Origin of the sequence: Pseudoalteromonas sp. ND6B (assembly GCF_000764215.1) — a bacterium.
Classification (GTDB): Bacteria; Pseudomonadota; Gammaproteobacteria; order Enterobacterales; family Alteromonadaceae; genus Pseudoalteromonas; species Pseudoalteromonas tetraodonis.
Window position 1 is genome coordinate 148,618 of record NZ_JQFL01000035.1, and the last position, 18,421, is coordinate 167,038.

16 protein-coding genes and 1 pseudogene are annotated in these 18,421 nt (G+C 40.0%); 13 read left to right on the plus strand and 4 right to left on the minus strand.

Features of this window, described 5'->3' with window-relative positions; translation table 11 throughout:
- Positions 1 to 4: 4 nt before the first annotated feature.
- Both uup and ND6B_RS10320 read left to right on the plus strand, forming a co-directional pair.
- A complete protein-coding gene (gene uup, locus ND6B_RS10325; RefSeq protein WP_033103392.1) occupies positions 5 to 1,918 on the plus strand; it encodes an ATP-binding cassette ATPase Uup in 1,914 nt (637 codons plus the stop codon).
- Between the two features lie 11 nt (positions 1,919 to 1,929).
- A complete protein-coding gene (locus ND6B_RS10320; protein WP_033103393.1) occupies positions 1,930 to 3,669 on the plus strand; it encodes a DUF3466 family protein in 1,740 nt (579 codons plus the stop codon).
- 97 nt (positions 3,670 to 3,766) lie between these two features.
- On the opposite strand, the gene ND6B_RS10315 is transcribed toward ND6B_RS10320, so the two are convergent.
- On the minus strand, positions 3,767 to 4,273 hold the full coding sequence (locus ND6B_RS10315) for a DUF2062 domain-containing protein (protein WP_013465022.1): 507 nt from the start codon (positions 4,271 to 4,273) through the stop codon (positions 3,767 to 3,769).
- Here ND6B_RS10315 and ND6B_RS10310 point away from each other — a divergent pair.
- From ND6B_RS10310 to tcdA, 7 genes and pseudogenes are all read left to right on the plus strand, one after another.
- Positions 4,253 to 6,520: a DNA internalization-related competence protein ComEC/Rec2 gene (locus ND6B_RS10310; protein ID WP_033103394.1), complete on the plus strand. Its 2,268-nt coding sequence runs from the start codon at positions 4,253 to 4,255 to the stop codon at positions 6,518 to 6,520. The two genes, ND6B_RS10315 and ND6B_RS10310, sit on opposite strands and share 21 nt — an antisense overlap.
- A gap of 60 nt (positions 6,521 to 6,580) precedes the next feature.
- On the plus strand, positions 6,581 to 8,326 hold the full coding sequence (gene msbA / locus ND6B_RS10305) for a lipid A export permease/ATP-binding protein MsbA (protein ID WP_013465021.1): 1,746 nt from the start codon (positions 6,581 to 6,583) through the stop codon (positions 8,324 to 8,326).
- On the plus strand, positions 8,323 to 9,303 hold the full coding sequence (gene lpxK / locus ND6B_RS10300; RefSeq protein ID WP_033103395.1) for a tetraacyldisaccharide 4'-kinase: 981 nt from the start codon (positions 8,323 to 8,325) through the stop codon (positions 9,301 to 9,303). Before msbA ends, lpxK begins: the two co-directional genes overlap by 4 nt.
- Positions 9,293 to 9,490: a Trm112 family protein gene (locus ND6B_RS10295; protein WP_008112074.1), complete on the plus strand. Its 198-nt coding sequence runs from the start codon at positions 9,293 to 9,295 to the stop codon at positions 9,488 to 9,490. Before lpxK ends, ND6B_RS10295 begins: the two co-directional genes overlap by 11 nt.
- Entirely contained in the window at positions 9,478 to 10,242 is a 765-nt protein-coding gene (gene kdsB / locus ND6B_RS10290; protein ID WP_033103396.1) for a 3-deoxy-manno-octulosonate cytidylyltransferase, read from the plus strand. The genes ND6B_RS10295 and kdsB overlap by 13 nt, the downstream gene beginning before the upstream one ends.
- Positions 10,235 to 10,911: pseudogene (locus tag ND6B_RS19605) on the plus strand (TIGR01621 family pseudouridine synthase). Before kdsB ends, ND6B_RS19605 begins: the two are co-directional and overlap by 8 nt.
- Positions 10,912 to 11,709 carry a tRNA cyclic N6-threonylcarbamoyladenosine(37) synthase TcdA gene (gene tcdA / locus ND6B_RS10285; RefSeq protein WP_024603041.1) on the plus strand — a complete coding sequence of 266 codons (798 nt, stop codon included), beginning with the start codon at positions 10,912 to 10,914 and terminating at the stop codon, positions 11,707 to 11,709.
- A 36-nt stretch (positions 11,710 to 11,745) separates the two neighbouring features.
- Here the strand turns inward: tcdA and ND6B_RS10280 are convergent, their stop codons facing one another.
- The 3 genes from ND6B_RS10280 to ND6B_RS10270 form a co-directional block, all read right to left on the minus strand.
- Positions 11,746 to 12,162, minus strand: coding sequence for a SufE family protein (locus ND6B_RS10280; RefSeq protein WP_024603040.1), 417 nt, complete (start codon positions 12,160 to 12,162; stop codon positions 11,746 to 11,748).
- Between the two features lie 12 nt (positions 12,163 to 12,174).
- Positions 12,175 to 13,401 carry an aminotransferase class V-fold PLP-dependent enzyme gene (locus tag ND6B_RS10275; RefSeq protein ID WP_033103397.1) on the minus strand — a complete coding sequence of 409 codons (1,227 nt, stop codon included), beginning with the start codon at positions 13,399 to 13,401 and terminating at the stop codon, positions 12,175 to 12,177.
- A 111-nt stretch (positions 13,402 to 13,512) separates the two neighbouring features.
- The gene (locus tag ND6B_RS10270; protein WP_013465014.1) at positions 13,513 to 14,799 is read right to left on the minus strand and encodes a citrate synthase; all 1,287 of its coding nucleotides are present in this window, start codon (positions 14,797 to 14,799) and stop codon (positions 13,513 to 13,515) included.
- A gap of 406 nt (positions 14,800 to 15,205) precedes the next feature.
- Between ND6B_RS10270 and sdhC the strand changes: the two genes are divergently transcribed.
- From sdhC to ND6B_RS10250, 4 genes are read left to right on the plus strand one after another with little or no spacing between them, the layout of a single operon-like run.
- Positions 15,206 to 15,583 (plus strand): succinate dehydrogenase, cytochrome b556 subunit, encoded by a 378-nt coding sequence (gene sdhC / locus ND6B_RS10265; protein ID WP_076916082.1) that lies wholly within the window; start codon positions 15,206 to 15,208, stop codon positions 15,581 to 15,583.
- Entirely contained in the window at positions 15,574 to 15,921 is a 348-nt protein-coding gene (gene sdhD / locus ND6B_RS10260) for a succinate dehydrogenase, hydrophobic membrane anchor protein (protein ID WP_013465012.1), read from the plus strand. Before sdhC ends, sdhD begins: the two co-directional genes overlap by 10 nt.
- Entirely contained in the window at positions 15,922 to 17,694 is a 1,773-nt protein-coding gene (gene sdhA, locus ND6B_RS10255) for a succinate dehydrogenase flavoprotein subunit (protein ID WP_013465011.1), read from the plus strand.
- A gap of 10 nt (positions 17,695 to 17,704) precedes the next feature.
- Positions 17,705 to 18,421: a succinate dehydrogenase iron-sulfur subunit gene (locus ND6B_RS10250; RefSeq protein WP_008112091.1), complete on the plus strand. Its 717-nt coding sequence runs from the start codon at positions 17,705 to 17,707 to the stop codon at positions 18,419 to 18,421.

Consider the following 18,421-nt stretch of genomic DNA (forward strand, 5'->3'; position numbering starts at 1 on the left):
AATTATGGATTTAATTAGAATTTCAAAAGCACAATTAGCCTACGGTACGCACCCATTATTAGATAATGCCGATGCGGTTATAGAAAGCGGTGAACGTGTATGTATTGTAGGGCGTAACGGTGCGGGTAAATCAACGCTTCTAAAAGTATTAGATGGCCAAGTAATACTAGATGACGGCGAAATAAACCAAGTCGGTAGTTTAAAAATATCGCGTTTAGAACAAGATCCGCCTAAAGGGGCAAGCGGTACTGTATTTGATTATGTTGCCCAAGGTATGCCGGAAATTGCTAACTTACTGATTGATTTTCATCATGTAAGTACACAATTGCAAACAGATTGTACTGATCAGTTACTCAATAAATTAGAGCGCTTATCAAATAAGTTAGAAGCAGCTGATGGCTGGCGTTTTGATAGCCGTATTCAACTGGTTTTAACCCAACTAGAATTAACCCCCGATGCAAAACTAGAATCACTTTCTGGTGGTTGGTTACGTAAAGTTGCACTTGCGCGTGCGCTAGTGAGCGAGCCTGATTTATTATTACTCGATGAGCCTACCAACCACTTAGATATGACAAGTGTAATGTGGTTAGAGCAATTTTTAAAAGAGTTTAAAGGCGGGATTGTATTTATATCGCATGACCGTGCTTTTATTCGCGCCGTTGCAACACGTATTTTAGATTTAGATCGCGGTAAACTAATTTCTTATCCAGGTGATTATGCCACTTACTTAGAACAAAAAGCGCATGATTTAAAAGTGGAAGAAACGCAAAATGCATTGTTCGATAAGCGTTTAGCGGAAGAAGAAGCGTGGATCCGCCAAGGTGTTAAAGCGCGTCGTACGCGTAACGAAGGGCGTGTTCGTGAGCTTAAACAATTACGTAATGAGCGTAAAAAGCGTGTTGATCAAGTAGGCAAAACCGATTTCAATATTGAAACGGCAGATCGTTCAGGTAAATTAGTGTTTGAAGCGAAACACTTACACCATGCATTTAAAGATAAAATCATTGCTGATGACTTCTCTACTTTGGTTATGCGTGGTGATCGTATTGGATTAGTCGGCCCTAACGGCATTGGTAAAACGACCTTATTAAAGCTTCTATTTGGTGATTTAAAAGCAGACAGTGGCGAAATAAAGCAAGGTGTTAACTTAGAGTTTGCTTATTTTGATCAATACCGTGAAAAGCTTGATGAAGAAGCGACCGTTCAGGACAACGTAGCTGAGGGTAAGCAAGAGGTCATGATGGGCGGGCGTTCTCGTCATGTATTAGGTTATTTACAAGACTTTTTGTTCCCGCCAGCACGTGCTCGTACCCCCGTAAAAGCGCTCTCAGGTGGTGAAAAAAATAGATTACTTCTGGCTAAGTTATTCTTAAAGCCATCAAATATATTGGTTCTTGATGAGCCTACCAACGACTTAGACATAGAAACGTTAGAGTTACTAGAAGATATCATCAATCAATACCAAGGTACTGTGCTGATAGTTAGCCATGACCGAGAGTTTATTGATAATACGTGTTCGAGTGTATGGGCCTTTGAGGGTAACGGCAAGGTAACAGATATCGTTGGCGGTTACAGCGATTATGAAGCCTATACCAACTATTTAGCAGAGCAGCAAAAGCAGCAGCAACAACAGCCAGTTAAAAAGGTTGAAAAATCAGAGCCGGCACCCGTTAAAAGTAATAACAAAGCAAATAAACTCTCTTACAAATTAAAACTTGAACTAGAGCAACTACCTAATAAAATGGAACAACTTGAAGCTGAGCTTGAAAAACAACAAGAACGAGTAAGTCACGAAGACTTTTTCAAGCAAGACAGTGATGTAACAGCTAAGGAATTGAACCATTTAGCCCAACTCGAGTCTGACCTTGAAGCCGCTTTTGAGCGTTGGGAAGAACTTGAAGAATTAAAGAATCAGTAGTAAGGAATAAAATGAAATATAAATTACTCGCGGCCAGTGTTTTAGCAACACTGAGTACATCGGCATTAAGTGCTACCTATGCGTTAACGGAGTTAGGTAACTTTGAAAACGCAAAACATACTTATGTTACCGATGTGAGTGAAAACGGACATGTCATTGGGCTTGCTAATGGCTTATACAATATCCCAATTGATATTAGTTATATTGATTTTACCGATAGTTTAATTAAGAACGCTTATACTAATGAAGTAAATTCATTTGAACTAAGTGACAAAGAAATTACGTTTACACTTGATGACATCGAAAACAACGACGCTATTTATACCAATGCTGATGCGCATACTTTTATGGTTCGTTTTTTGTCAAACTTATCTGCTAACTTTGAATATCAAAAAATTAGCTCAATTGTTGCTACAAATTACAACAGTGGTGTAATTACAGAGCAATCTTTGTTTGATGTGGCTTCGGTTGATTATGATGGATTAACGCGCTCGACTAGCAACTTTTATAATGCTGTTGCACAGGACGGTACGACCGTAGGTTGGGGCAGTGCACCGTTTGATAAAATCACTTTTACACCAGATGGTGAAACTGAAGAAGAAACTTGGTTTACCCGAGAGTTTATAGAACGTGGTATTTTAATTTCTGAAGGCGGTGTAGAAGTGCCGCTTGTTCCAGAATTTACTGAACATGGTGGGACGAGTAAAGCGTCTGATATTGTTGCCACTGACACGGGTTACGTTGTTGTTGGTAATGTATCAGTGAGTATCCCTACAGAGAGACAAACCTTAATTGCTGATAATTGTGATGGTCTTGATGAACCTGTAATGACGTGTATTGAATCAATTAATAGTCGTAACACACGTGGTTTATTTAATAAAACAGCGGTTAAGTGGACACTAGACAGTGCCTATAATGTAACCTCAACAGAATTGTTAGGTTTAGCGCTGACACCAAAAGAAGATGAAGACAGTAACCCATTTATTAGTAATGCATTAGCGGTTAATAAAAATGGCGTTGCGGCCGGTTTTTCTAATACCCGTTACTTTGATAGAGATTCCACAATTTTAACGATGCCAGTTTACTTTAAAGATGGTGAAGTAGTTGATTTTATTGAACAAAGAGATGACTGGCAAAGTGGTAAAGCATTTGCTATCAACGATAACGATATTGTTGTAGGTTATGCGACCAAGCGAATAGAAGGCACGCTAAGAAACAAACTTTTTTACCATGATATAAATACAAACACGACCGTGTTTCCTGAAGATTACTTTATAAGCTCAAGCTCATATGCAAATGACATTAATAATCAAGGCTACATTGTTGGTGAAGGTGAAATTGGTGAGTCTGAGAACACCCGCCGTTCAGAAGCCTTTATTTATAAAATTGGCGATGACAAGATCACTAACCTAAATAAATTGCTGCCTTGTTATGACAGTGATGGTGAAACCAGTTTCAGCTATAAAATGGTAGAAGCTAAATCGATTAATGAAAACAACGAAGTATTTGGTGTTGCGACTAAAACAGTTGAAAAACGAAATTCATTGGGCGGAGTTGTTACCGATGTAAATGGTAATATTGAATATGAAAGTGTAGCCGTTGCGGTAAAACTTTCGCCTATCCCTAATGGTGAAGTTGAGAATTGTAAAGCCCCAGATGCTGAATTTTACGAACGCAGTTCAGCGAGTTTTTCTTGGTTTGGTTTATTATTACTACCACTTGTTGGTTTAAGACGTGTATTTAGATTTTAAATGAGCTTAAATCGTTAAACAGAACGACTAAAAAACCCAACTTGTTAAGTTGGGTTTTTTTTGTCTATAGTAATGTAAGCATTTAAAGGAAGAGAGGCTAATTATTTCTCATTCCCCATGCCCGCCTTACAGAGCGGCGCCAAATTAGATCTATTCCAAAGTAGCCAATAACACTGGCGATAGAGGCGCATACCAAAGAACCGACTAAGAATGCAGGGCCAATTGTCGTTAAGCTTTCTATAAACCATGCCCAACTGGCTTCGAACGCAAAGTGTTGTTCTGGTTGATTAAGTACTAATGTACCAACAAGGTAGGAGCCGTAAAAAATTGGCGGCATAGTCAGTGGATTAGTGATCCATACTAGCGCAACAGAAATGGGTAAATTAACTCTCAAAATTATCGCTGCGGCAGCCGCGAGCACCATTTGAAAAGGAACAGGGATGAAAGCAAAAAAGAGCCCAACAGCAAAAGCACCTCGTGCCGAACGTCTATTTAAATGCCAAAGGTTAGCATCATGTAAAAGACGGCCAAATATTCTTAGCGATTTGTGATGTCTAATTTTATTTGGATCGGGTAAAAACCGTTGGATCGTTTTTTTAGCCATTTAAAGCAACCATTTACTTCTGTGTGGATGAGTCTTGGGTTTGTTATCGGAGTTGTTGTTACCGTATTTTATTACCAAACCCTTGAATTTACAGTTATCACAATTTCAATCCTCATTGTGAGCACGTATTTTAAGCCGTTTTTAACTGTATTGTTAGGCTTTATTTGCGGTATTTGCTGTGTAGCGGCACATTTTATTTTGTTTTATTCATTTGAATTACCTAATGAGTATGAAAAATATGCTTATTCAGTCAATGTTGTTGTCGAAGAGGTTATTTCTTCAACCCCTCCACAATACGTAAAAGTGAAAATAACCCGTTTGGAAGATAGCGAATATAGTCAGTTTAGAGCACCTAATGCCTTATTAAGTATTAATTCAACACAACCTATTCAGCCAGGTGATGCTTTTACTGCTCAAGTTAGGTTAAAAAATTTTAGGGGGATTAAAAATTTTACTGTGTTCGACAGTCAACTCTATGCCTTTACACAAAAAATAGCGTTTAAAGGCACAGTATTAAATAAGCAGTTAGCGATTTACAACCGCCCACAAAATAATCATATCGCGGCTTATCGGACTTATGTCAAAAAGCTCGTAAGTAGTGCTGAGCTTAATTGGCTATATTACGTGCTCTTAACCGGAGACAAGTCGTTAATGACCCTTGAGCATAAACAATTAATGCAAAGTCTTGGGTTAAGTCATTTACTGGCTATTTCTGGATTGCATATCTCTTTGGTTTTCGGCTTTTGTTATTTTGCAGTGCGCTGTTTTCTTAAGTTGATTAAGCCTGAACTAAATCAATCATTAAATATTGCTATTTTTTATAGCGCTGCTGGCTTTGTTGCCGCTTTTATTTATGTTTACTTGAGTGATTTCATTATTTCGGCAACCCGCGCCTTAATTATGTTGGGTTGTTATTTGTTGCTTTATTATTTAGCGAAGCAAGCGCTTAGATGGCGAAGTATTTTATATGCGTTGGTTATTATTCTAGCGGTTAATCCATTTAGTTTGCTTAATCCTGGCCTGTATTTTTCCTTTTTAGCGGTATGTATTATTTTTATGGTTTTAAAACAGTTTCCGCTGCGAGGTCATTCATTGTTAGCCAATATTCGCACTCTTTTTATTATTCAACTGGGATTATTTATTGGCTTATTACCGCTGTCATTATACTTTTTTAATGGCGTGAGTTTAGCAGGTTTAGTTTTAAATCTTGTCGCTATTCCCATTTTATCTTTTGTATTAATGCCTGCTTTATTTTTAAGTGTGTTGCTGGGGTTATTAACCGACTGGCATGCGTTTATTGTGTTGTATGATTTTCCACTGACCTATATTTATCAAATGTTGCTGGCAATACCGCAGCACATACGTTGGCTTAATGTTGGTCAGGTAAGTATAACCACTGTGGTGCTGCTTTATAGTGTGGTTCCTTTACTTTATTTTATTGAGCTTCGCGTACTGGCGTGTATTCCGCTTTTGACTTTACTGTCTAATTATTATTTTACGCAATCTAGTCTTTGGCAGTTGAACGTATTTGATGTAGGCCATGGCCTAATGGTATTGATAAAAAAAGACAAACATGCGTTTATTTATGATTTTGGCCCGAGTTACTTTAATCGCTTTAGTCGTGTGCCTAGTGTATTACTACCCTATATTGACGCCCATAATCTAACGGTAAGTACCGCGATTGTCAGTCATCAAGATAACGATCATGCCGGAGGTGTTGCGCATTTTAAAGCAGCCGGTTATGCATGGAGTTTTGATTATTTTCATCCAAATGGTGTATATAACGACTGTATAACAACAACACGCGATTTTCATGGGTTGAGTATTAAAACCTTTACTAAAGAGGAATTTAATAATAGTAATGATAATTCCTGTATCGTTAAAATCTCAGCTGCAAACTATAGTGTGCTACTTACCGGTGACATATCAAAGACGCGAGAGTCGCAATTAATTAAAAAGGAAGATGATTTACAAAGTACCGTTTTGATAAGCCCACACCACGGCAGTGACAGCTCCTCGAGTGACGAGTTTATTAAGGCAGTAAACCCAACGATTGTGATTCATTCAAGTGCCTATCAAGGTCAGTGGCAATTTCCAAGTAAAGCGGTAGTTGAGCGTTACAATAAAATAAACGCCAAACAATATAGCACCGGTGATGTAGGACAAGTTAGGGTTGATTTTTATGCTAAGCACCTTGAGCTTACTACAGCGAGGGCGCAGGAAAGTTATTGGTTTATCAAAGATTGACGTTTTGTTTTGCTGTTGCTAAGGATACAATAGAGGCTGTCAGTGGTTTTAGAGAGTGTTATGGATCAAAGTACTACACAAATTTATAAACGGCTTGTTTCTTACGTTGGTGCCTATAAGTCGGTTGCCATCGTCGCAATTATTGGAATGATAGGTTATTCAGGTATGGATGCATTATTCATCCAACTGATGAAGCCGTTTATTGATGAAGGTTTAAATGAGCGTAATAGTCAGGTACTTACTTATGCGCCATTTGTGGTTATTGCGTTGGTGATCGGGCGTGGCGTATTTAATTTTATGTCATCGTACTGTTTAAGCTATGTTGGTTCGCAGGTAGTGCGTGCGCTTCGCCAAGAACTATTTGAGCATATATTACATTTGCCAGTATCGTTTCATGATAAAAACTCGACTGGCGACCTTATTTCAAAAATTACCTTTGATACAGAGCAAGTACAGCAAGCGATTACCAAAGCACTGCTTATTGTAGTTCGTGAAGGCGCTTTTGTGGTGTTTTTACTTGCAGTTATGTTTTATACCAGCTGGCAATTATCGTTAATCTTTTTAGTTATTATTCCATTAGTGGCTATTATAGTGGCGGTGGTATCTAAACGTTTTCGTCATATATCTAAAAATATTCAGTCTGCGATGGGGCAAGTTACCCGCAGCTCAGAGCAAATGCTCAGTGGTCACAAAGTGATCCACGGCTTTGGTGGTCAAACTCAAGAAATCGATCAATTTTCTAAAATTAATAATCATAATCGCCAGCAACGTATCAAAATGGATGCGACTAAGGCGTTAAGTGTCTCTATCATTCAAATTTTAGCCGCCAGTGCAATGGCCGTTATTTTATGGGTGGTGTCTATGCCCTCAATGATAGACAGTATTAGCTCTGGGGATTTTGTAGTGCTCATTTCTTCGATGATGATGTTACTACGCCCGTTAAAACAGCTTGCCAATGTGAACAGCGATTTACAACGCGGTATTTCAGCTGCGCAGAGTGTATTTTTAGTGCTAGATGAAGAAATAGAAAAAGACACGGGCACCTTATCGGTTGATAAAGTTAAAGGTCATATTGAGGTAAAAAATGTCACCTTTAAATACCCAACCAAAGACGAGCCGGTATTAAATAATTTGTCTATGACTATTAAAGCGGGCGAGAGCATTGCGCTTGTTGGCCGCTCAGGCTCGGGTAAATCCACCATATCAAACTTATTACCTCGCTATTATGATTTAGAAGCCCCCAGTGAAATATTACTGGATGGTATTGCTTTAAATGAATATAAGCTTACCGATTTACGTCGTCAATTTGCTTTAGTATCGCAGCAAGTGGTACTTTTTAATGACACGATTGCAAATAATATTTGTTATGGCCTCCAACGCGATGTATCGATGGAAGAGCTTCATGCTGTGGCTAAACAAGCTCATGTCTGGGAGTTTGTTAAAGATTTACCGGAGCAACTTAATACTATGGTTGGTGAGAATGGGGTGATGCTTTCAGGTGGTCAGCGTCAACGTATCGCGATTGCTCGTGCAATATTAAAAGATGCACCAATTTTAATTTTAGATGAAGCGACCTCGGCGCTGGATACTGAATCAGAAAAACTCATTCAACATGCCCTCGATACATTAATGAAAGACAAAACGTCTATTGTAATTGCGCATAGGTTATCGACTATTGAAAATAGTGACCGCATTTATGTAATAGACAGTGGTCAAGTTATTGAAAGTGGTACCCATACAGACTTACTTGCTAACGATGGCACTTATTCTGCGTTATGCAAAATGCAGTTTGGTGAGCAAGGGTGAGTAAAATAGAGCAAAGCTGGTATAAACCATTTAGCTTAATTACCTTATTGTTAATGCCGTTGTCAGCTGTTTTTGGCTGTGTTGCCTTAGTGCGCAGGTATTGCTACCGTGTCGGTATTTTTAAGCCATTTGTGAGCAATACGCCGGTTATTGTAGTTGGTAATATAAGCGTTGGCGGTAATGGTAAAACGCCGTTTGTATTGTGGCTTTATGATTATTTAACTGCTAAAGGCTTATCTGTTGGTTTAATTAGCCGAGGTTACGGCGGGCAAGCAACTCATTACCCGTTATTGGTTACTGCACAAACGACTACACGAGAGGCTGGTGATGAGCCGGTGCTTTTATTTAATCGTTTACAGTGCCCATTAGTGGTTGGCCCTAATAGGCAACACAATATAGAAAAGCTCAACGCAAACTTTAAGCTTGATGTGATCATTTCTGATGATGGCATGCAGCATTACAAAATGGCACGCAGCATAGAATGTTGTATTGTTGATAGCGAAAGAAAATTTGGTAATGGTTTGCTAATGCCCGCAGGGCCACTGCGCGAAACCGTCTCTCGATTAAAGAGCGTAGACGTAGTAATTGAAAATGGCTCTGAGGATGAGTTTAGTTATCGCTTGCAGCCATCGGTTATTAAACGCGTTGCCGATAACACGGATATAGCGACGCCTTTAAAGGCTGCGCATGCGGTGAGTGCTATTGGTAACCCAGGTCGTTTTGAGGCTTCACTGCAAGCACAGGGTATTAAATTACTGTCTACACATCATTTTCGCGATCATTATGCTTATAGCGCTGATGATTTCGCTCAATTTGGCGATGACTGTGTATTAATGACAGAAAAAGATGCGGTTAAATGCCGTGATTTTGCAAAACCTAATTGGTATTACCTGCCTGTTGATGCTCAACCAACAGCGGCGGTAATAAACACATTAAATTTACTATTAAAAGAAAAAGGGATCCATCATGGCCTTTGATACGAAGTTACTCGAAATTATTGCTTGCCCCGTGTGTAAAGGTAAGTTGCGCTTTGATAAAGAAAACCAAGAGCTGATCAGTACAGCTGCAAAGCTTGCTTACCCGGTACGCGATGATATTCCGGTATTACTTGAAAATGAAGCCCGAGAATTGTCTCTTGAAGAGGTAGAAAAGTGGAATTCGTAGTTGTTATTCCTGCGCGTTACGCTTCTACTCGTTTGCCAGGTAAACCACTTGCTGATATTTGTGGCAAGCCAATGATCCAACATGTCTATGAAAAAGCGTGTTTGTCGGGAGCGAGTAAAGTGGTTATTGCCACCGATCATCAAAAAGTATTTGATGCGGCTAAACACTTTACCAATGATGTATTGATGACTCGAGAAGATCATCAATCAGGGACTGAACGGTTAGCAGAAGTCGTTGATTTACTAAATTTATCAGATGATACTATCGTGGTTAATGTGCAGGGCGATGAACCATTATTATCCCCTGATAACGTGTCACAAGTGGCTACACTATTAGCGCAATCAACCGCGCCTATGGCAACCCTAAGTGTTGCCATTGAAGAGCGTGATGAGGTGTTTAACCCTAACGCGGTTAAAGTGGTCAGCGATATCAATAAAAATGCCTTATATTTTTCAAGAGCCAGCATTCCATTTGATAGAAGTGCCATGATGGCAGAGCAGCAACCACTTAATTTAGCGCCTTTTCAACGCCATGTGGGTATTTACGCGTATCGCGCTGGCTTTATAAAGCAATATATTCAATTATCGGTATCACCATTAGAAGTTTTAGAATCACTAGAGCAGCTAAGGGTGCTTTACCATGGCTATGCGATTAAAATAGAGCAAGCGCTGGTGACCCCTCATGCTGGGGTTGATACACCAGAGGATTTAGCTAAAGTCGTTGCGCATATTCTAAGTAAATCGCGTGAATAAAGCAGATACGCCTGTGTTAAAGGTGCAATACACGCACGATGATTTTTATATTATAACTAAACCTGCAGGGCTTAATTTTCATTCAGAAGAAAGCCCTGGTTTTGTGGTTCTTGCTGAGCAACAACTAAACGAAAAATTGTTTGCGGTTCATCGTCTAGACAAAGTGACTTCAGGGCTGATCATATTAGCGCGGCATAAAGACGCTGCGGCAAAGTTTACCCAGATGTTTACTGAGCATACTATTAATAAATTTTATTTAGCTGTAAGTGATTCTAAGCCTAAAAAAAAGCAAGGTTGGGTTAAAGGAGACATGGCGAAGTCACGTCGGGGTACTTTTAAATTATTAAACTCGCAAATAAATCCCGCTATTACGCGGTTTTATTCATTTAGTTTTAAAAGTGGTTTTAGAGCTTACTAAAACCCTATTCGGGTAAAACCCATCAGCTCAGAGTTGCTTTAAAGAGTTTGGGTGCCCCCATAATGGGTGATGCGAGTTATGCAGGCAGCCCTGCAGAGCGTACCTATTTACATGCATTTGCGCTGGATTTTTTATGGAAAGGGCAAAAAATACAACATACCCTGTTGCCAGAATCTGGTGAAGAGTATGCGCAATTGATTAAACATCAAGATTTTAATTCTTGGCAAACGCCGTGGAAACTGGATTGGTAAATGAGTGAACAAGTAACTGATATCCGCTTTGGTGGTATTAAACGTCTGTATGGTCAACAGCAATTTGAGTGGTTACAGCAAGCACATTTTTGTGTTGTGGGTATTGGTGGTGTAGGCAGTTGGACTGCTGAAGCACTAGCGCGTACCGGCGTAGGTAAAATCACCTTAATTGATTTAGATGATATTTGTGCAACTAATGTAAATCGTCAAATTCATGCCTTAACAGGCACAATAGGGGAAGCTAAAGTTGAGGCGATGAAAACTCGCTGCAAGCTTATCAACCCTGAGTGTGTGGTGAATGTGATTGATGACTTTATTAGCCTTGATAATATTCAAGAACATATTCAAGGTTTTGATTATGTAATAGATTGTATTGATGCGGTTAAAGAAAAAGCGGCGTTAATAGCTCACTGTAAACGTAATAAAATGCCTATAATTACCACAGGCGGTGCAGGTGGGCAAACCGATCCGAGTCAAATTACTTTTGGCGATGTGGCAAAAACCACTCAAGATCCATTACTTGCAAAAGTGCGTTACATTTTGCGTAAACAATATAATTTCAGTTCAAACCCAAAACGTAAATTTAATATTGACTGTGTATATTCCACTGAACAGCTTGTTTACCCAGGTAGTGACGGCAGTGTGTGTCATGCGAAGCAAAATGCTGATGGCAGTATGAACATGGATTGTAATAATGGCTTTGGCTCAGTGACGATGATCACCGGTAGTTTTGGTTTTTTTGTTGCCGCTAAAGCGGTTCGAAAATACTTAGACAAGCGTGCGCGTCTAAATACTTAGATAAAGTGTTTTGGTTTAATAGTATTTAAAAAGCGCTTAAAGCGCTTTTTGTTTGGCCATGGTTTGTATTGTTTCAACCATGGCTTTTACTCCATTACCCCTAGACGCACTCAAATGACTGATTAAGCCAAGCTTTTCAAATTCATCATAAGCATTTACTGCTAACACTTCTTCGGGTGTTAAACCGTTATACAGGGCTAAAATTAACGCCAATAAGCCTTTTACTATGCGAGTATCAGAGTCTCCAATTACAACCAGTGCATTCTCGGTTAGGTCAAACTCAACAAACATCCATACTTTACTCTCACAGCCTGGCACTAACGCATCATCTGTTTTTAATATATCGGCTAAAGGTGGCAGCGTTTTACCGAGTAACATAATTTCACGGTACTTTTGTTGCCAGCTACTACTGCTTTGAATACTTTTAGTTACGAGTTGATATGTGTGTGTCATTATTTATCCAAATTAGTCTAATAAAGCAATGCATTCTTTGAGTGCGGCAATAAATTGGTCTACATCTTTAGTCGTATTATAAAAAGCAAAACTCGCTCTCAGTGAACCATTTAGGTTTAAATGACTCATTAAAGGTTGGGTACAATGATGACCACTTCGTACAGCAATACCATAGCCGTCAAGTAAAGTTGACAGATCATAAGGATGTTCATTTTTATAATTAAAGCAAAGTGTGCCAATATTCGATTTGAGTTCGCTGTAGATAATAATACCGTCTATTTTGCCCAATGCGTTCGCTGCATAAATAAACAACTGCTGTTCATAGTGCTGTAATGTTTGCAGATCAAGCGCCATTAAATACTCAAGTGCAGCGCCAAAACCTAAAACGCCGGCTATATTTGGCGTTCCTGCTTCAAATTTAGCCGGTGCATTACGATAAGTACTGTGCGTTAAGGTTACTTTCTCAATCATTTCACCGCCTGTTTGATAAGGCGATAGTGCATTAAGGGCTGTATAACGGCCATATAAACCGCCTAGCCCTGTCGGCCCCACCATTTTATGAGCAGAAAACACGTAAAAATCACAATCGAGCTTTTTTAAATCCGGTCTTAAATGCAGCGCCCCTTGTGCGCCATCCACTAAGGTTAGCGCACCTACCTCCTTCGCTGAGGCTATTAAGGGGGCTAAATCAGTAATATTGCCTAGTGCATTAGAGGCGTGAGTAATAGCCAGTAGTGCAGGGTTGGTGCGCTTAATCACTTCACAACACTGTGCTATATCAAACGTAGCATCTGCATTAAGTGGTAAAGTTTTTAATGTTGCCCCGGTTTGCGCTGCCAGTTCTTGCCACGGCACGATATTAGCGTGGTGTTCGATTGGGCTAATTAAAATAGTGTCAGCAGCTGTTAATGTATTTCTTAAGCCATGAGCAACTAAGTTAATCGCTTCAGTGGCACCTTTGGTCCAGACAATTTCGTTACTGGTTACCTGAAAATAATCGGCAACGCGTTGACGTACTTGCTCATAAGCCGCTGTAGCTTGCTCACTCAGCGTATGACGTCCGCGGTGAACATTTGCATTCTGTAAGGTGTAAAACTCTGTGGTAGCGTCAATCACGCATTGTGGTTTTTGTGTTGCTGCTGCTGAGTCTAAATAAACCAAAGGGTAGCCATTGATTGTCTGATTTAGAGTAGGAAAGTCATTACGGATTTTTTTAGGATCAAACGAGGACACAGACATAGGCTCATAAAGTTAATCAAGTGGGCAGGAATTGTAATCTGTTTAAGATAATTCTCAAGTAGTAGGTAATAAAAAAGGCCGCATAGGCGGCCTTTTAAACTAACTTAATGCTTAGCGCTTGTCAGTTGCTTTATAATCACGGTGTGTTTCACCTGTGTAAAGCTGACGTGGACGGCTGATTTTATGACCAGGTTGAGAAAGCATCTCGTCCCAGTGTGAGATCCAACCTACAGTACGTGCCATTGCAAAGATTACAGTGAACATGCTGGTAGGGATGCCGATTGCTTTTAAGATAATACCTGAGTAGAAATCTACGTTAGGGTAAAGTTTCTTCTCAACAAAGTACGGGTCTTCAAGTGCAATTTGCTCTAGTTTCATTGCGATATCAAGCAATGGGTCTTGAATGTTTAGCTCTGCTAACACTTCATGACATGTTTGACGCATTACTGTTGCACGAGGATCGAAGTTTTTGTAAACACGGTGTCCAAAGCCCATAAGACGGAACGGGTCCGCTTTGTCTTTAGCTTTTGCTACGTATTCGTCAATGCGATCAACTGAGCCAATTTCTTCTAACATGTTTAAACATGCTTCGTTAGCACCGCCGTGAGCAGGGCCCCAAAGTGATGCAATACCCGCAGCAATACATGCATAAGGGTTAGCACCAGAAGAACCTGCTAAACGTACTGTAGAGGTTGATGCGTTTTGCTCATGGTCAGCATGAAGCATGAAGATTTTATCCATTGCTTTAGCTGTGACAGGGTTTACTTTGTATTCTTCAGCAGGCACAGAGAACATCATGTGTAAGAAGTTTTCTGCATAGCTTAAGTCATTGCGTGGGTATACAAATGGTTGACCGATGTTTGTTTTGTACGCCATTGCTGCAATTGTTGGTAACTTAGCAACTAATTTAATAGCGCTTGTTTTACGTTGAACTGCATCAGTGATATCCAGATCTTCATGGTAGAAAGAAGATAAAGCACCAACCACACCACATAGCATCGCCATTGGGTGAGCGTCAAAACGGAAACCTTGGAAGAAGTTTGCGATTTTTTCATCTAGCATAGTGCTACGAGTGATTTTTGTAGCGAAATCATCGTATTGCTCTTTAGTTGGTAACTCACCATTTAATAGTAAGTAGCATAACTCAACGTAGTTAGAGCTTTCTGCTAACTGTTCGATTGGGTAACCACGGTGTAATAAAACACCCTTGCCACCATCGATGTAAGTGATGGTAGATTCACAAGAACCAGTCGACATGAAACCTGGGTCATAAGTAAAGTGACCATGTGAGCCGAGTGTACGTACGTCAATTACATCTTGGCCAGCAGTACCTTGATAAATTGGAAGTTCGATTGGATCTAGCCCATCAATATGGACCGTGGCTTTCTTATCTGCCATCTATGTATCTCCTATTAAGATAACTATTCTGATTTTTATATTCTAAAATCTATTCTAAGCACATCTTTACATTTTAACGTGAAAGAGGGGTATAAAGTCAATTTTTATAAGTATTATGCACATATGTATAATAAATATTCGGTATAGATTGAATATTATACCATTGGCTAATTCGCAAACGACTCAAAGTAAACAAGAATTGTAAAAGAGTCTCCGGCTATATATACTAACGGAGGTTTTTAACCAATTTGTATTTGGGTAAACTTTTTTTTACATAATAATTTTCATAAAAAGTGAACTTTATTAGTATCAATACGTTTATTTTGATAGTTCCACCAGAAACATTTGGTGGGTTTTAGAAAAACAAGTAGATGAGCCCCACTGCGGGCAAGATGGGCAAGTAACTGTGAAAAAGCAAAGACCTGTAAATCTAGATCTAACAACTATATCTATGCCGGCAACGGCTAAAGCTTCAATTTTTCACCGCGTCACCGGTGTTGCATTATTTTTTGCTTTAACGTTTGTCATTTGGGCTTGGTCAGAGTCTCTTTCTTCAGCTGAAGGTTTTGAATTCGTCAAGAGTCTGTTTAACGGATTCATTGCCAAATTTATAGCTTGGGGCACCCTTTCTGTATTGGGTTATCACCTTATCGGTGGTATCCGTCACATTATTATGGATATGGGGCATTGGGAAGAACTTGAATCAGGCAATACTAGCGCTAAAATTGCGATGGCACTTGGCGTTGTGTTTGCTGTATTGGCAGGGGTGTGGATATGGTCTTAAATCAAGCAACTCTTAAACGTGATGGCGTACAAGATTTTGTATCTTTACGCACAACGGCATTAATAATCAGCGCGTATGCAATCTTTATTATTGGCTATTTTTTAGCAATGCCAGAAGTCACATATGAAGCCTGGACAGGCCTATTCTCAAACCTAGCAATGAAAGGGGCAACGTTAATCACCCTAGTTTGCATTATGGTTCATACCCGCATCGGCCTTTGGCAGGTTCTTACCGACTATGTAAAGAACGCTAAATTGCGTGCTTTTTTAGGCTTTGTACTAAACCTAATGGCTGTTGCTTACGTAGCTGTGGGTTTAATCGTTTTATGGGGTGTTTAAGTGAAATATTCTGTTCGTGAATTTGACGCCGTAGTAATTGGTGCCGGTGGTGCAGGTATGCGCGCTGCTCTTGCTATTACTGAATCTGGCAAAACATGTGCGCTAATCTCTAAAGTTTTCCCGACACGCTCACACACTGTATCTGCTCAAGGCGGTATTACAGTCGCGCTAGGTAACTCGCATGAAGATAACTGGGAATGGCATATGTATGATACCGTTAAAGGTTCCGATTTTATCGGTGACCAAGACGCTATCGAATACATGTGTCAAACTGGCCCAGAAGCTATTACTGAATTAGAAAACATGGGCTTACCATTTTCGCGTTTTGAAAATGGCCGTGTTTATCAACGTCCTTTCGGTGGTCAATCGAAAAACTTTGGTGGTGAACAGGCTGCGCGTACTGCAGCAGCAGCGGACCGTACGGGTCATGCATTATTACACCTTCTTTATCAACAAAACGTTAAAAACAAAACCAATGTATTCTCAGAATGGTATGCACTTGATTTAGTTAAAAACGATAATGGCGATGTAGTAGGCTGTACAGCGATTGAAATTGAAACAGGTGAAATCACCTTCTTCAAATCAAAAGCAGTTGTGTTAGCGACAGGTGGTGCAGGTCGTATTTTCGCATCAACAACCAATGCTCACATTAATACCGGTGACGGTGTTGGTATGGCTGCACGTGCTGGTATTTCTATGCAAGACATGGAAATGTGGCAGTTCCACCCGACAGGTATAGCTGGCGCTGGTACGCTAGTAACTGAAGGTTGTCGTGGTGAAGGTGGTTATCTTTTAAATAAAGATGGCGAACGCTTCATGGAACGTTACGCACCAAATGCTAAAGATTTAGCGTCTCGTGACGTTGTTGCTCGTTCAATGATGACAGAAATTCGTGAAGGTCGTGGTTGTGATGGTCCTTGGGGTCCTCACCTTAAGTTGAAACTTGACCACTTAGGCGAAGAAACGCTTAACTTACGTCTTCCAGGTGTATGTGATCTTGCTAAAACATTTGCTCACGTTGATCCTGCAAAAGAACCGATTCCAGTTATCCCAACATGTCACTACATGATGGGTGGTGTGCCAACAAACGTAAATGGTCAAGTACTTAATATCGATGCTGCTGGCAACGAAAAAGTAGTACAAGGTTTATTTGCTGTTGGTGAGATTGCCTGTGTATCTGTACATGGTGCTAACCGCTTAGGTGGTAACTCATTACTTGATTTAGTTGTATTTGGCCGTGCAGCAGGTAACTTCTTAGGTAAATACCTAAATGACGTTGAAATTTCTAAAGCGGCTTCAGAGTCTGACCTAGAAGCGTCTCTTGCGCGCTTTAACCGTTGGGAAAACTCAACAGCTGGTCAAGGCGAAGACCCAGTTCAAATCAAGAAAGACCTACAACAATGTATGCAGCTTAACTTCTCGGTATTCCGTGAAGGTGACTCAATGGCTACAGGTCTTACTGAACTTAAAGAAATCCGTGAACGTTTACAGCACGCGCGTCTTGATGACAAATCATCAGACTTTAACACCATGCGTATTGAATGTTTAGAACTAGACAACTTAATGGAAACAGCTTACTCAACTGCAGTAGCTGCAAACTTCCGTACTGAAAGCCGTGGCGCACACTCTCGCTTTGACTTCCCAGATCGTGATGACGAAAACTGGTTATGTCACTCAGTATTTAATCCGGTAACGGATGAAATGAGCAAGCGTAAAGTAAACTACGAGCCTAAAACACGTGAAGCTTTCCCACCTAAAGCACGTACCTACTAGGAGCGAGACGATGGCACAAGTACAATTTTCAGTTTATCGTTACAATCCGGATGTTGATAACGCACCTCGTATGCAAGATTACACTTTGCAAACTGAGGAAGGCCAAGACATGATGGTATTGGATGCACTTTTACTATTAAAAGAGCAAGATCCTACACTATCGTTTCGTCGTTCATGCCGTGAAGGCGTGTGTGGTTCAGACGGCGTAAACATGAATGGTAAGAACGGTTTAGCATGTATTACTCCTTTATCTACGCTGCAAAAAAATGGCAAAGGTAAAATCGTAGTGCGTCCATTACCTGGACTTCCTGTTGTTCGTGACCTTGTTATTGACATGAGTCAGTTCTACACTCAATACGAAAAAGTAAAACCGTATCTAATTAATGATGAGCCTGCTGCAGGTGAACGTCTTCAATCTATCGAAGAACGTGATAAATTAGATGGGCTTTACGAGTGTATTTTATGTGCATGTTGTTCTACATCGTGTCCTTCTTTCTGGTGGAATCCAGATAAGTTTATAGGTCCAGCAGGCCTTCTTCATGCTTACCGTTTCTTAGCTGATAGCCGAGACACAGCAACAGAAGAGCGTTTAGCTGACTTAGACGATGCATTCAGTGTGTTCCGTTGCCACAGTATCATGAACTGTGTTAGCGTTTGTCCTAAGGGTCTTAATCCGACCAAAGCAATTGGACAAATAAAATCTATGTTATTAAACCGCTCGGTTTAA

Bases quoted from the DNA above. Each gene is read 5' to 3' on its own strand.
- ND6B_RS10295 (WP_008112074.1), top strand. From the start codon at position 9,293: ATGGCCTTTGATACGAAGTTACTCGAAATTATTGCTTGCCCCGTGTGT.
- ND6B_RS10270 (WP_013465014.1), bottom strand. From the start codon at position 14,799: ATGGCAGATAAGAAAGCCACGGTCCATATTGATGGGCTAGATCCAATC.
- ND6B_RS10250 (WP_008112091.1), top strand. From the start codon at position 17,705: ATGGCACAAGTACAATTTTCAGTTTATCGTTACAATCCGGATGTTGAT.
- sdhD (WP_013465012.1), top strand. From the start codon at position 15,574: ATGGTCTTAAATCAAGCAACTCTTAAACGTGATGGCGTACAAGATTTT.
- ND6B_RS10280 (WP_024603040.1), bottom strand. From the start codon at position 12,162: ATGACACACACATATCAACTCGTAACTAAAAGTATTCAAAGCAGTAGT.
- ND6B_RS10275 (WP_033103397.1), bottom strand. From the start codon at position 13,401: ATGTCTGTGTCCTCGTTTGATCCTAAAAAAATCCGTAATGACTTTCCT.
- ND6B_RS10315 (WP_013465022.1), bottom strand. From the start codon at position 4,273: ATGGCTAAAAAAACGATCCAACGGTTTTTACCCGATCCAAATAAAATT.
- ND6B_RS10320 (WP_033103393.1), top strand. From the start codon at position 1,930: ATGAAATATAAATTACTCGCGGCCAGTGTTTTAGCAACACTGAGTACA.
- uup (WP_033103392.1), top strand. From the start codon at position 5: ATGGATTTAATTAGAATTTCAAAAGCACAATTAGCCTACGGTACGCAC.
- msbA (WP_013465021.1), top strand. From the start codon at position 6,581: ATGGATCAAAGTACTACACAAATTTATAAACGGCTTGTTTCTTACGTT.
- tcdA (WP_024603041.1), top strand. From the start codon at position 10,912: ATGAGTGAACAAGTAACTGATATCCGCTTTGGTGGTATTAAACGTCTG.